14 protein-coding genes and 1 pseudogene are annotated in these 13227 nt (G+C 69.7%); 9 read left to right on the top strand and 6 right to left on the bottom strand.

The window, feature by feature from the left end; all coding sequences use genetic code 11:
- Positions 1-59 precede the first annotated feature (59 nt).
- Entirely contained in the window at positions 60-1235 is a 1176-nt protein-coding gene (locus SNOUR_RS35060) for an MFS transporter (protein ID WP_312634603.1), read from the top strand.
- A gap of 121 nt (positions 1236-1356) precedes the next feature.
- On the opposite strand, the gene SNOUR_RS35055 is transcribed toward SNOUR_RS35060, so the two are convergent.
- From SNOUR_RS35055 to SNOUR_RS48640, 3 genes and pseudogenes are all read right to left on the bottom strand, one after another.
- Positions 1357-2280, bottom strand: coding sequence for a ketopantoate reductase family protein (locus SNOUR_RS35055; RefSeq protein WP_067355187.1), 924 nt, complete (start codon positions 2278-2280; stop codon positions 1357-1359).
- A 251-nt stretch (positions 2281-2531) separates the two neighbouring features.
- Complete coding sequence (locus SNOUR_RS35050; protein WP_312634598.1) at positions 2532-2963, bottom strand: 3-hydroxyacyl-CoA dehydrogenase family protein; 432 nt, start codon at positions 2961-2963, stop codon at positions 2532-2534.
- A gap of 127 nt (positions 2964-3090) precedes the next feature.
- Positions 3091-3138, bottom strand: a pseudogene (locus SNOUR_RS48640) (hypothetical protein); the annotation flags it as partial.
- A gap of 329 nt (positions 3139-3467) precedes the next feature.
- On the opposite strand from SNOUR_RS48640, the gene SNOUR_RS48635 reads away from it, so the two are divergent.
- Entirely contained in the window at positions 3468-3758 is a 291-nt protein-coding gene (locus SNOUR_RS48635) for a hypothetical protein (protein ID WP_067355186.1), read from the top strand.
- Between the two features lie 149 nt (positions 3759-3907).
- Here the strand turns inward: SNOUR_RS48635 and SNOUR_RS35040 are convergent, their stop codons facing one another.
- Entirely contained in the window at positions 3908-5062 is a 1155-nt protein-coding gene (locus tag SNOUR_RS35040) for an ABC transporter substrate-binding protein (RefSeq protein ID WP_067355183.1), read from the bottom strand.
- A gap of 480 nt (positions 5063-5542) precedes the next feature.
- Between SNOUR_RS35040 and SNOUR_RS35035 the strand changes: the two genes are divergently transcribed.
- The 4 genes from SNOUR_RS35035 to SNOUR_RS35020 all read left to right on the top strand — a co-directional run bounded on the left by SNOUR_RS35035 (position 5543) and on the right by SNOUR_RS35020 (position 8168).
- Positions 5543-6034, top strand: a complete 492-nt coding sequence (locus tag SNOUR_RS35035; RefSeq protein ID WP_067355180.1) for a DUF2975 domain-containing protein — start codon at positions 5543-5545, stop codon at positions 6032-6034.
- Positions 6034-6315 (top strand): helix-turn-helix domain-containing protein, encoded by a 282-nt coding sequence (locus tag SNOUR_RS35030; protein ID WP_067355178.1) that lies wholly within the window; start codon positions 6034-6036, stop codon positions 6313-6315. The genes SNOUR_RS35035 and SNOUR_RS35030 overlap by 1 nt, the downstream gene beginning before the upstream one ends.
- Positions 6316-6607: 292 nt before the next feature.
- Positions 6608-7765, top strand: coding sequence for an FAD-dependent oxidoreductase (locus SNOUR_RS35025; protein WP_067355175.1), 1158 nt, complete (start codon positions 6608-6610; stop codon positions 7763-7765).
- Between the two features lie 133 nt (positions 7766-7898).
- Complete coding sequence (locus tag SNOUR_RS35020; RefSeq protein WP_067355174.1) at positions 7899-8168, top strand: hypothetical protein; 270 nt, start codon at positions 7899-7901, stop codon at positions 8166-8168.
- 179 nt (positions 8169-8347) lie between these two features.
- Here the strand turns inward: SNOUR_RS35020 and SNOUR_RS35015 are convergent, their stop codons facing one another.
- Complete coding sequence (locus SNOUR_RS35015; RefSeq protein WP_067355170.1) at positions 8348-8695, bottom strand: darcynin family protein; 348 nt, start codon at positions 8693-8695, stop codon at positions 8348-8350.
- Between the two features lie 96 nt (positions 8696-8791).
- Between SNOUR_RS35015 and SNOUR_RS35010 the strand changes: the two genes are divergently transcribed.
- Entirely contained in the window at positions 8792-9520 is a 729-nt protein-coding gene (locus SNOUR_RS35010) for a TetR/AcrR family transcriptional regulator (RefSeq protein WP_067355167.1), read from the top strand.
- 42 nt (positions 9521-9562) lie between these two features.
- Positions 9563-10252 carry a formylglycine-generating enzyme family protein gene (locus SNOUR_RS35005; protein ID WP_067355164.1) on the top strand — a complete coding sequence of 230 codons (690 nt, stop codon included), beginning with the start codon at positions 9563-9565 and terminating at the stop codon, positions 10250-10252.
- 159 nt (positions 10253-10411) lie between these two features.
- Here the strand turns inward: SNOUR_RS35005 and SNOUR_RS47540 are convergent, their stop codons facing one another.
- Entirely contained in the window at positions 10412-10852 is a 441-nt protein-coding gene (locus SNOUR_RS47540; RefSeq protein WP_174717926.1) for a hypothetical protein, read from the bottom strand.
- A 926-nt stretch (positions 10853-11778) separates the two neighbouring features.
- Here SNOUR_RS47540 and SNOUR_RS46545 point away from each other — a divergent pair.
- A complete protein-coding gene (locus SNOUR_RS46545; RefSeq protein WP_159425971.1) occupies positions 11779-13110 on the top strand; it encodes a DUF6801 domain-containing protein in 1332 nt (443 codons plus the stop codon).
- Positions 13111-13227 lie beyond the last annotated feature (117 nt).

Here is a 13227-nt window from a genome sequence, read left to right as displayed (position 1 = left end):
TCCACGATATGACGATTCCACAATCATCGAATTCATCGCCGACCTGGCGGTTAGTCATCTTGGCCATCGGCACGTTCGTGCTCGGTGTCGACGGATTCGTGTTGCCGGGACTGCTCCCCGACATCTCCAAGGACCTGGTGGTGAGCACCTCCACCGCCGGTCAGCTCACCACCGCCTTCGCCGTCGCCTACGCGATCGGCTCGCCCGTCATCGCCACGCTGACGGGCCGGATGGACCGGCGCCTCGTCATCGGTGCGGGCATGATCGCCTTCCTGGTCGGCATGGTGCTCCAGGCCGCGGGGCCGACCTACGCGGTCGTGCTGGTGGGCCGGGTCGTCGCCGCGCTGGGCGCAGCCGCGTTCCAGGCCAACGCCTTCGCCGTCGCCGGGGTGTTGGCCCCGCCCGAACAGCGGGCCCGGGCCTTCGCGGTGATCGGTGCGGGGCCCAGCCTCGCCGCGGTCCTCGGCGTGCCCTTCGGGCTGCTGATCGGTCAGATGTGGGGCTGGCGCGGCACCCTGTGGACGATCGTCGTGTTGGCAGCGCTGGCCGCGGTGCTCGCGGGCATCGCCATGCCGTCGATGACGCTGCCCGCGACGACGATGCGGGAGCGGCTCGCGGTGCTCGTGAACCCGCGCATCCTCATCCTCCTCGCGGTGAGCGCCCTGGTGCTCGCGCCCACGTTCCTGATCTCCTCCTACTCCGCGGCCATCGTCGGGGTCAGCACCTCGGGCAGCAGCAACGCGATCCTGGGCGCGCTGTTGGTCTACGGCGCGGGCTTCTTCCTGGGCAATCGGCTGGTCGGCAAGTTCGCGGACCGGTTCTCCTCGCTGACCGTGCTCACCACCGGGCTGGGCATCGTCACCCTCGGATCGGCCCTGCTGGCCGTGGTCCAGCACTGGTTCGTGCCCACCCTGGTGGCACTGTTCATCCTCGGCCTGATGGGTTCCGCACTGTTCATCCCGCAGCAGAGCCGGGTCTTCGTCGCGGGTGGCGACGTGGCCACCGTCGCCCTGAGCCTGAACGGGTCGATGAACTACGTCGGCACCGCGCTCGGCGCCGGCATCGGCGGTGCGGTGCTCTCCGTCGCCGGTGTGCTCTGGCTGGCGCCGGCCTCCGCCGTCATCGCCGCGCTGGTGGCGGGCTTCGCGCTGCTCACCGCGCCCGAGCGCAGGGCGGCGAAGGAGCCCGCACCCGCACCGGCCCAACAGACCGAGCTCACCCCGAACGAGGCATGACGCCCGGGTGATCGTGACCCGTCACGGTCACCCGGCGCAGCACGCCCGCGCAGATCGTGTTCGACGGTCTCCGGGGGCCGTCACGTTCCGGCGGACCGCCAGACCGCCCGAACGCCGCCGCTCAGCCGGCCGACAGTTCCGTCACCAGGCGCTCCAGGAGCGGTACGGGAATCCCGTGTCGCTCTGCCGCGCGCAGCACGGCGCCCCCGATCGCGTCGAGTTCCAGCGGGCGGCCCGCCTCCGCGTCGCGTTGCATGGACGACTTGCTGCCTGCCGGAAAGGTGTCGTAGCGCGCCAGGAGTTGAGCGGCATCCCCCGGCCCGCCGCAGGACCGGCTCACCGCGGCGGTCTCCTCGACCAGCGCCGCCAACTCCGCGCGCCGCTCGGACCGGACGTCGCCGATCGGCAGGCGGTAGCGGGTGGTGAGGAGGGCGAAGGGAGCCAGGAAGGCGAGTTTGGCCCACAGGACGGCGTTCTCTTCGGGCATCACCCGGGTGTCCACGCCGGCGGCCGTGAGCAGCGCGGCGAGCGGGGCGAGACGGTCCGGCGCACCGGCCACGTCGATCTCGACGAACGGACTGCCGTGCACGATTACTCCCGGCGCGGTGCGGGTCGACTCGACGCGGATCACGGCCGGCACCACCCGCCGCGCGCCGTGGCGTGCCCGCAGGGTGTCCAGGTGCTCGATGCCGTTGAGCAGGGGCAGTACGAGGCCGCCGTCGAGGAGACCGGGTGGCACGCGGTCGAGCGCCGTGTCGAGCGCGGTGTGCTTGACCGACATCAGGCACAGGTCGACCGGTACGCGCAGGAGGGTGTCCGCCTCGACCGGGACGGTGAAGTCGCCGAACTGCCCACTGTGCACCCGGATTCCGCCGTGCTGCAGGGTGTGTGCGGTCTCGTCGCCGGCGAGGCAGATCACCCGGTGTCCGGCGCGGGCGAGCAGCGCGGCGAGGAGTCCACCGACTCCTCCGGGGCCGAGTACGGCCACGGTCGAGCGGGACGGGGGCGGGGCGGGGACGCCGGTGAGCGGACGGGTGTCCGACATGGGTGGGGCTCCTCTCAGCTGGTGGGCCCCTGCGGGTCGGCACCCGTCGGCCGCCTCCACCGGTCCGGACGCGGCAGGAGGGGCGCGACGGGTTGCCGCCCTGGGCCCGGAACGATCATCGATGAGGAGCGAAAGGGCGTCAATCCTCGGGATTGCTTGCCCGTTCCCAAGGGATTCCTTGGGAACAGCGGGCCCCGCAGGTCGTGTTCGACGGCCTGCGGGTGTTCCTGCCCCGCCGTCAGGAGTGCAGCTCACCGCAGATAGGAATGGAACCCGCGGCCGCCCTTCCTTCCCACGTGGCCCTGCTGCACCAGGTCCGTGAGCAGCGCACGGGGCGTGTAGCGCCGGTCCGCCGGACATTCGAGCAGCACGTGCAGGGAATCCGGCACGGTGTCGAGTCCGATCAGGTCCGCGGTGCGCAGGGGTCCCATGGCGTGCCCGAAGCACTCCTGGAAGACACGGTCCACGGTCTCGGCGTCGGCCGTGCCCTCCTCAAGGACGGTCGCCGCGTCGTTGATCGTGGCCATCAGCACCCGGTGGGAGACGAAGCCGGGGGCGTCCCGCACCACGATCGCCTTCTTGCCCAGGGCGGTGAGCAGGTCCAGGGTCCGGCGGAGGGTGTCCTCGCCGGTGCCGGCGCCCCTGATCACCTCGACGGTGTCCTTGAGGTGCGCCGGGTTCATGACGTGCGTACCGATGACGTGGCCGGGGCGGCGGGCGGGGGCCGCGCAGCAGGCAAATCAGGCGGACGTCCTCGCGCATCCGCCGCGGGCCGGCCGCCAGCGCCTCCGGGGCGCGGTCCACGACCACCACGTCGAAGCCCGCCTCGGAGGCGCACAGCGCGATCCCGATGCCCATGGTGCCCGCGCCGACGACGCCCACCGTGCGGCGCCGGGCCCGCTCCGCGACGACCCGCACCGGACCGTCCTCAGCGGCCGGCGGCTCCGGCGCCGCGTAGTGCAGCAGGAGCCGCCCCGCCGTCCGCTCGGCCACCTCGAAACCGCCGAACCGGAGGTTCACCGGCATCACGCGGTTCACGTCGGTGGGGACGAACTCCGCGGCGGGGCGGCGCCCGGCGGCGAGCGTCTCGCGGACCACGTGGCCGATGAAGGCGGGGCCGACCCCGCGCGACATTCCAGGCAGGTCTCGGCCATGCCGACGCAGCCCCAGGCGACGGTGAAGCGCCCGTGGTCGAGGGCGGTGGCCACGACGTGCGACAGGCCGGGCCCGGGGCGCGCGACGACGTTGTCGCGGGGGACCCGGACCCCGTCGAGGCGCAGGTGCGCGATGTGCGCCGCGCGCATGCCCAGTTGTCCCGTGACGGGTTCGCGGGTCAGGCCGGGGCGGTGGCCCTCGCGCCCGGCCTGACCCGACTCGCGGACGACCTGACGACCGGCCGCTGGCACACCCGCTACGCCGAACTCCTCACCCTCGACACCATCGACGTCGGGTACCGACTCCTGGTGTCCGACGCCTGATCCACACCCGGGAGCTCAACGGCCCTCACCATATGGGAAGTTGACATCCCGCACGGTGCCGGCACGGTGCCGGGGCGAGCCGGCCGGCCGTGCGGCGCCGCCGCCGGGAGAAGGCGGCGGCACCGCGTCGGCCCTGGTTCACGTCGCGGTCATCCGGAGACGGCCTGGCCCCAGCTCTGGGATATGACGAACCTGGCGCTGCTCTGTTGGGACTCGGTGGGGAAGGTCGGCGTGCCGGTGACCTTCGGCAGCTTCGCCGCCGCGGCCTGGTCGAGCGTGCCGGCTTCCTTCATGGCGGTCATCAGGGCCGGGCGGGCGTATCCCTTGAGCCTGAGGTTCTGGCCCTCGGCGCTGTACAGGTACTCCTGCCACAGGCGCGCGGCCGCGGGGTGCGGCGCAGTCTTGTTGATGGCCTGCGAGTAGTACTGGGAGAACTGGCCGTCCGAGGGGACCGCGACCGTCCAGTCGAGGCCCTTGGACTTGAAGTCGTCGGTGTACCCGGTGTTGAGGTAGTCCCAGTCGATGCTGATCGGCGTCCGCCCCTTCTCGATGGTGGCCGGGGTGGAGGCGACGGGCGTCAAGTTGCCGTTCTTCTTCAGCTTGGCGAAGAAGTCGATACCGGGCTGGATGTCGTCGAAGGAGCCGCCGCTGGCGAGGGCGGCCGCGTACACGGCACCGAACGCCGAACCCGACTTGCCGGGGTCGCCGTTGAGCGCGACCTGCCCCTTGTACTGCGGCTTGAGCAGATCCTTGAAACTGGTCGGGCAGGTCCGCACCCGCTTGGCGTCGCAGCCGAAGGAGATATAGCCGCCGTAGTCGTTCGACCAACGGCCGATCGAGTCCTTCTGGTCGTCGGGGATGTCGGTGAAACCGGCGACCATGTACGGAGCGAGCAGCCCCTGCTGGGCGGCGCTCTGCGCGAAGGAACTGCCGAGGTCGAGGACGTCGGGCGCGTTGTCCTGGCCCTTGCGCGAGGTGACCGCGCTGATCTCGTCCTGGCTGGCGCCGCCGGGGTTCTCGACCTCGACCTTGACGCCGTACTTCTTCTCGAAGCCGTCGATCAGGGCGCCGTAGTTGGCCCAGTCACGGGGCAGCGCGATCGCATGCAGCGTGCCCTCCTTCTTGGCCTCCTCAGCCAGGGCGTCCATGCCGCCGACATCCTTGGCCGTGGTCGCGGCGGCCGCGCTCCGTCCGCCACCAGCGGCCGAGGTGGCGGAGTCCGCGCCACAGGCACTGAGGGTGAACACGGCGGCGGTGGCGAGAACACCGGTGAGGACGGCGGTTCTCGGCAGGGGGACGGTCACGGTCTCTCCAGGGGTACGCACAGAGGATTGAGGGGTTTCCTGTGGGGCCACACAGGGGATGCACGTGGGGGGTGAGCACCTGTCCGATGTCATAGCTGAACAAGCTGGCGCCTTAGTAGGCCCAACTATGGTGTCCGTCAGGTAAACATTGGGGAAACTGATGACCCCATTTCCCTCGCGATCACAGCTCGCGGGAGCCATCGCCGCACCTCACCCGGGGCGCACCCCGCCCGGCCGCCGATCTTCACCGGGACGACACAGCGGACACCCCGACACCGCAGGGCTTCACGACAGGGCCCGATTACTACACGCTCGCCCGATATCGGCTTGAACCGGCCACGACCCACGACCCACGACCCGCGTCCGCCCCCCTACCCCCTCCCCCGGACAGGACCGCCCGAGGTCGTTTCGACGCACGCAACTTGCCACACCTATCGATAATCAATAGATTTCCATCGTGACTCGATTGAAGGAGTGGCGTTGGGAAAGCTGACAGTGCTGGGGCTGCGCGCCGTGATGGTGACGCTGCACGCCGGATCGGTGTGCGCCCAGGCGGTGATGGTGTTGATGCTGACGGGCGCCATCCAGGAGACCGTCCTTGCGGACCGCCGGGCTCCGGTCCTCCTGATCGCGTTCCTGGGCGTCGTGACGGTCCAGGTCGTGCTGGTCTGCGTGTGGCGGCTGGTGACGATGGTGCAACGCGGAACCGTGTTCTCCCACGCCGCGTTCCGCTACGTCCATCTCGTGATCGGCGCGTTCGTGGCGGCCGCGCTCCTGGTGTTCGCACTCGGGGCGGTCCTGGCGTCGGGCCACGTCGTCCCCCCGGGCGTGGTGGCCCTGCTGGGCGGGGTGTGTCTGGCGGTCTTCGGGATCGCGCTCATCGTGCTCGTACTGCGGATGCTGCTCGCCCAGGCCGTCGCACGCGACGCCGAGGCGTCTCAGCTGGGGGCCGAGTTGGCCGAGGTGATCTGATGCCGATCGTCGTCGACATCGACGTGATGCTGGCCAAGCGGAAGATGTCCGTGGGCGAACTGGCGGACCGGGTGGGGATCACACCCGCCAACCTGGCTGTGCTCAAGAACGGCCGCGCCAAGGCGGTGCGCTTCACCACGCTCGCCGCACTGTGCGAGGTGCTCGACTGCCAGCCCGGAGACCTGCTGCGCTGGGAGCCCGACGGCCCCGGGGATGGGAACGGGAACGGGACCGCGCAGGAATCCGGGGCTTCCGTCCCGGCCGGTTCCTCGCCGCAGTAGCCGTGGCCGCGGTAGCCGGCCGGCCACCCGCACACGCCCGCCGGCTACGACGCCCCCGGCCGCCCCTGCCGCGCCATCCGCTCCACCTGATCTTCAACAAGCTCCCCCCGTGACGACCGGACGACGGCGCCCGCACACCGCACCCCTCACACCGCGCCCCGCGGCCGGGCCGTCGCCTTACCGTCGCCTGCCGCCAGTCGGCGCCTGCCGCGCAGCGAACGCACCGAGCGCACTGAACGCACCCATCGCACGGACGCACCGATCACGGACACCACAAGGAAGCGAGCAGACCATGACGACAGCACGCCTCTCCTGCCGCCCCGAGGGCACCGACAGCGCCGACGTACTGGTGGTCGGGGCCGGACTGGCCGGACTGAACACCGCCACGCTCCTCGCCCGACAAGGCCACGACGTGCTCCTGGTCGAACGCCGAACCAGTCTTGCCGGCGCGATCCGCACCACCGGAATCTTCGTACACAAGACACTCGACGACTTCCCGCTGCCCCCCGACTGCCTTGGGCCACCGATCCGACGCGTGGTCCTCTATCCCCCGAACCTCCGCCGCCCGGTCAGCCTCACCAGCCCGCGCGACGAATACCGGGTCGGCGACATGGCACCGCTCTACGAAGCGTCGGCCGCCACCGCGCTCGACGCCGGCGTACGGATCGCACTGGGCACGCGCTACACCGGCCGACAGGGCAACACCTTCCACCTGGCCGGACGCGACGGGCCGACCGCGGTCCGGGCCCGCTTCGTCGTGGGTGCCGACGGGGCCCGCTCAAGAGTCGCCCGCGACCTCGCTCTCGACCGCAACCACCACCTGATCGTCGGCGCCGAAGAGGTCTTCGAACTCCCCGGAAGCGACCAGCCACCGACATTCCACTGCGTGCTCGACCCCTCGCTCGCCCCCGGCTACCTGGCCTGGGTGATCAACGACGGGCAACACGCCCATGTCGGAGTCGCAGGCTATGCCGACCGCTATCCGGACGGTCTTCGCCGGGCCATGGAGCGGTTCAGCGCCTCGGCGCCCGGACTGAGAGGCGTCCAACGTCCCGAAACGGTGGAGCGGCGCGCAGGCCCCATACCCGTCGGCGGCCTGCTGCGCCGGATCAGCTGCGCCGACGGGCTTCTCGTGGGCGACGCGGCGGGCGCGGTCTCCCCACTCACCGCCGGCGGTCTGGACCCGTGCCTGCGACAGTCGAAACTCGCAGCCGAGATCCTCGACGACGCACTGCGCACCGGAACACCGGAAACGCTCACCCACTACGACGGAGCCGCACTCCGCCCCCGCTTCCGCGGACGACTCACACTGCGCCGGCTCTTGGCCCAGGTACGGACGCCGACCACGGCGGCAGCGGCATTCACCCTGCTGCGCACACCGTTCGGCCGGGCCGCGGCAAGCCGAGTCCTCTTCGGCGACAGATCCTTCCCCGACCCCACACCCACATGAACAACTCACCGAGCGAGAGGCCAAGTTCATGCCCGCGTTCCCCATATCAGCGGCCACGAAGCGCATCACCATGACGGCAGGGCTGCTTGTCACCTGTGGACTCCTGTCGGCCTGCGGTGCCACGAGCACTGACGTGACGTACAAGGCATGGACCGAAGGAGGCACCCTCAAATCCGTCCGGCACGACTACATCGACGGCCCCAACGGAGCGGTCAGCGTGCCGGCCAAGGTGAGCGGAGCCACCTGGAGCACCCAGGAGGACGGCGGGCACACTCCACGCCTCGAAGTCGTACCGACCGGCAGGAGCGTGGCGCACTGCCTCCTGACGGAAGGCGACGACCACGTTCTGGCCCAACGCAAGGGAGACCCCGGCCAACCGGTGGCGTGCTCTGCCCAGCGGTAGCACAGGCACCGCGCGCCGCTGCGGGACCGTCATCGCGGACCATCCCCGCCGCGCGCGACGCTGACGCAGCGCCCCGATCCGAAGCGGCAGGCTACGCCGGCTTGCGGTAGCGGACGTACTCGTTCTGACGCCGGAACCCCAGCTCAGTCGCCGGGGCCGCCGGCATCCCTCACGCACGATCACCGGGATGCGATCCGGTGCGACAGGGCCTGCTCGTACGCCTGGAAGCCGTCCTCGACGCCGAGGAAGATGTCGGCGAAGGTGAGGTAGCCCTCGCTGATCACAGGGGTGTCGCGCAGGGCCTCGATGAGGAAGTAGTACGCGCCCAGGTCCTCGGTCTCCAGCACGGCGAAGTCCGAGACCCGCCCGGTGAACGCCTCGGCGTCGAAGAAACGGGCCGTCACACGGTCCGCGTAGGCGGCGAAGACCGGCTCCAGATGCGCCGCACGCATCGCGTTGCGCTGCTCGCGCGACAGTGCCAACCACCGCTCGGTGACTGTGTAGGTGAGGACGATGCCGTACTTCATGAGGTTCCCCCGAAGAGATTGCTAACACCGTTAACTTTCGGGAGAAGGTAAAGTGATAGGCGTTAACTTTGTCAAGCGGAAGGCGGACGGGTCGCCGTGCCGAGCACTCCGGGAACCCCCACAGGCAGGCGCCGTCACCGCGTCCGCGAAGAGGCGCTGACCGAGATCCTGAGCACCGGCAGACGGCTCCTGGTCGAGGAAGGCCCGGCCGCCGTCACGCTGCGGGCCATCGCCCGCGAAATGGGCATGACCGCACCCGCCCTCTACCGCTATTACGCCGCACACCGGGACCTGATCCAGGCACTGGCCTCGTCCCTCTACGACGAGTTGGCCACGACCCTGGCAGCGGCCCGCGACCGCCACCCCGCCTCCGAACCGGGGCGGCAGCTGGGCGAAGTGTGCCGCGAGCTGCGCCGCTGGGCACTGGCCCACCCCCAGGAGTTCGGGCTGCTGTTCGCCAAACCGCTCACGGACGCCGACACCGCACCCGGCTCCGCCGCACACGACCCCGGCTGGCGCTTCGGAGGCGTTGTCCTGGACCTGATGGTCCAGCTATGGCGCCGCGGAAACATCAAGTCACCCGCCGACCTCGACCCGGCCTGGACCGTCCAGTTGGAGGAGGTGCGCGAACACCTCTCCGGCGAACCCGTGCCCCTGGAGGTCATCTACGTCTTCGTCTCCTGCTGGGCCCGCCTGTACGGAGCCGTGGCCGTGGAGGTCTTCGGCCACCTCGACTTCGCCCTGACCGACCCCGCCCCGCTCTTCGACCACACCGTCCGCGACATCCTCACCGCACTGGGAGAGCCGCGGACCGCTCCCCGCTGAGAATCGGCAGAACCGCGGGAGGCGCCGATAGGGTGGCAGATCATGGACACGGGGACAGAAGCAGAAAACACGATGGTCGCGGTCCCGCCGGGACAGGTGACGCTGTCGGACCGGCGGACGCAGAGAGGTTGGCACGTCGAGGTCGCACCGTTCCAGCTGTCGGCGTTCCCGGTCACGCAGTCGCGGTACGCGCGGGTCACCGGTCGGCGGCCGAGTAGCGCCCGAGGCGACCGGCTGCCCGTGGAGGGCGTCTCGTGGTGGGACGCGGTCCAGTTCTGCAACGCGCTGTCCCAGCGTGAGGGGTTGACGCCCGCGTACCGCCTCGACACCACCGCCGAGACGGCCGAATGGGACGGTTTCGCGGACGGGTACCGACTGCCGACCGAGGCCGAATGGGAGCACGCCTGCCGTGCGGGTACCACCGGCCCGCGGTACGGCCGGCTCGACGAGGTCGCCTGGCACCAGGGCAACTCCGGTGGGCGGATCCACCCTGTTGGCGACAAGCAGCCCAACGCCTGGGGCCTGTACGACATGCTGGGCAACGTGTGGGACTGGTGCTGGGACGTCTACGACGCCGAGGTGTACGGCACCTACCGGGTACTCCGTGGTGGTGGATGGGCCGACGAGCACTGGAGCTGCCGGGCATCGGTGCGGCGGCGCAGCCACCCGACCTTCCGGATCGACGACGTGGGATTCCGCATCGCGCGCTCCGCACCGCCGCATCGGCTGTGACCGTCTCATGCGGGACTCCGGCCTGGTGCGACTCGGCCGCATGCGTCACCGTCACGCGATCCGGCCCTTCGGTGTGGCGGAGTCGCGGGCCGCTCCGCCACACCTTCGAACCATGGACTTACCCGGCCTTTCAGCTACGCCCGCGGTAGGCCGTGGGCGTCAATTCCCCTTCTGCTGACGCTCGTCGGTTGCGCCCGTGTCGTCCTTGCCGGGTACGGCCTGTGGCGGGGCGTGGGGAGCCTTCCGCTGCTGGGGCTGCTCCACTTTCTTCTTCGAAAGGAAGACCCCGGCGTTGCGCACCTGGCAGGACTTCTTCTCCGCATCGGTCATCGGTCGCGTCTTGAGCACCACCGAGTTCTTGACCCCCTCGGTGTCGTTGGGGGCGGGACTGGTGATGGTGTCGGGCCCCAAGTACCAGTAGTAGTGGCCGTCCTGGGGATTGTCGTAGTGCGTCTGCCAGTAGCCCGTGAGTTCGCGCATGACCTGGGCCCGGGATATCCAGCCGACCTCGCCGGGCTTGACGGTCATCTCCAGGCTGGCGCTGTCCGAGTGCTGCGTCATCCACGTGTGCCCGTACTTGGCCTCCACGCTCGCTTCCACGACTCCGGCGATCTTGCCCCGGCCTTGATGGACACGTCGAACGAGTCCGTCGACCCGACGGTGTCGCTCCAGGTCAGCGTCTGCTTCGCAGGCGACGTGGTGCAGTTCCACATCGTGTCGGACACCTGGTGGTAGCCACCGAGATATGCCTTGCCGATCGCCGGACCCTCCGACTCGTGCCGGTACGGGCCGTTGAACGTGCACTTGCCGGAACCGCTCGCGCAGTCCTTCAGGACCCGATCGCCCGTCATGGCGGAAGCCGGCAGCGCCGCCAAGCCGATCAGTGCGGTGCACGTCACACCGACGCCGAGGATGCGCCAACTCCAGCTGCGTCAGTGCTACGCGGGCGCTGTACCGCCAGCAGACGAAGAAGCGGTTGACAGTGCCGCAGCAATGGCCCTGGGGCGTACTTCAGGAAGCGTGGGCGGACGGCCGGCGACCGAAGCAGCGGTCTACGACGACCTCGTCCGTGAGATACGACATGGAGCGTAGGGCCCGGAACGCCAACCGCCGGAGCCGGACCCTGTTGTGCGGATCCTCCGACAGCGGCTCCATCGTCGGGCCAGGTGGCCTGAGTTGCCGGCGGAGCAGCGCGGTGCACAAACATCGACAAGCACAGATGCACGGTTCCCGATGTTTAGTCAGCCATGAAGGGCGATTCCTGGAAGACGCTTACCAGCGAGGTGTTTTGGGGCGTCTCCGAGCGGTGCGCCGAGTTCCTCACGGAACCAAAACCGCCTGAGCCACGTCTTCCCATCAACGTAACGTGCCCCGCTGGCCGAGATCGTCCGGGCGCCGCAGATCCGGCACGGGTCACGCGATCTGAGTAGCATGCCGAGCTTCGGCAAATGAGAGTCGTTCCATAATCGCACATCCGAACGATGAACGGGGGCTAACTCATGAGCATCAGGTGCGGCAGGCCAAGGATGAGGATCATCCTTGCGGTCGCCACGGCTTCAGCAATGGCAAGCGGGTTGGTGGGCGTTGTCGGAGCCGGAACGGCCGCGGCGCAACCGCTCTCACACGCATTCGGCTACACATGCTCGTCGCCGCTGCTCGGCGCTCAGGCATTCACAGTGGAGGTCGAATCGGGCATCCCGAATTCGGTCGCGGTGGGCGCGCCCAGCAGGACCCTCACCGTCAACGCGGTGGCGACGGTGGGCGCGAGTTTCACCCGGTGGCTCGCCATGGCCGGCATGAAGACCCTCGGGGGCACGGTGGACGCGAGGGCCCATGTGGCCGCACCACAGGACGACTTCGACGTCACGGTGCCCTTCCATATGGCGACGGCCAACGTCCCGGCGTCCGGCTCCTTCAACGTCACGGCAACCGCCAGCGCGACCACCCCCACCTTCAGCCATCCCGGCAAGGGGACGATCACCGCCGGCGGCCTCACCCTCCACCTCGTCGCGTCGAACGCGAGCGGCGGCCTGGTACTGAAGGGCGACGCGCCGTGCACCCTGAACCCCGGCCAGAGCAATGTCGTGGCGTCCTTCGACGTCACGAAGCCGAGTTCGGCGCCCTCCGCCACACCGAGCCCTTCGTCCGGATCGGCGGCCTCCGCCACTCCGAGGCCGACGACCGGATCGGTGGGCGTCGCCGGGCCCAAACCTTCGGTGTCCGAGGGCACCACCGGCCCCACCGCCCACAGCGCGATCACGCCCGGCAACCCGAGCCCCAGGGCCTCCAACACCCCGCCGGTGACGCACTCCACCCATGCGAAGCCGAGGTCGACCGAACCCACGATCGTCAATAGGGCCTCGGCCGACGGGCCGGACACCAAGGATCTCATCCTGTTGGCCGTGGGCGTGCTCGCCGCATGCGCCGCCGCCTTCGGCCTCGGCGCGCGGCTGAAGAACCACCGCCGCACCGGTGACGACGGAGCGGATCAGCGGTACATCGATCCGAAGCACGGCTTGCTCATCGAAGGCATCACGGACGGCATCAAGGACGGCGTCAAGGACGGGAAGGTCGACGCCGGTTGCCACGGGGAGAGCTCGAATGCCGCTGTCCCCCAGCATCGAGGGCGCGGCGGTAGGGCAACATCGCACGGCAGCATGGGAAGGAAGGTCACGGACGGCCGCAATGTTGTGACGGCACGTCATGTTCCGCACCAGGCAGGGCGTCATGGCGTCGGCGCGCGGACCTGCGGTGGCACCGATCTGAACGGCCAACTCCAGGACTTGCTGCAAGGAGAAGATGTCAGTGTCGTGACCGACGAGAAGCCCGGCACCGAGTACGTTCGACAGGTGCGGTGAACGACCACCGTCTGTGTGGCGGAGGCTCGAACAGGGCAGCAGGCAGGCATGGTTGCCTGCCTGCTGGATGTGGCGAGAACGGCCGCTGAAAACCGACTGTCGGCGCGAACGGGGAGG

It is taken from the genome of Streptomyces noursei ATCC 11455 (genome assembly GCF_001704275.1).
Lineage (GTDB): Bacteria > Actinomycetota > Actinomycetes > Streptomycetales > Streptomycetaceae > Streptomyces > Streptomyces noursei.
The sequence above is the reverse complement of the archived record's forward strand: the minus strand, read 5'-3'. Positions and strand labels throughout refer to the sequence as shown.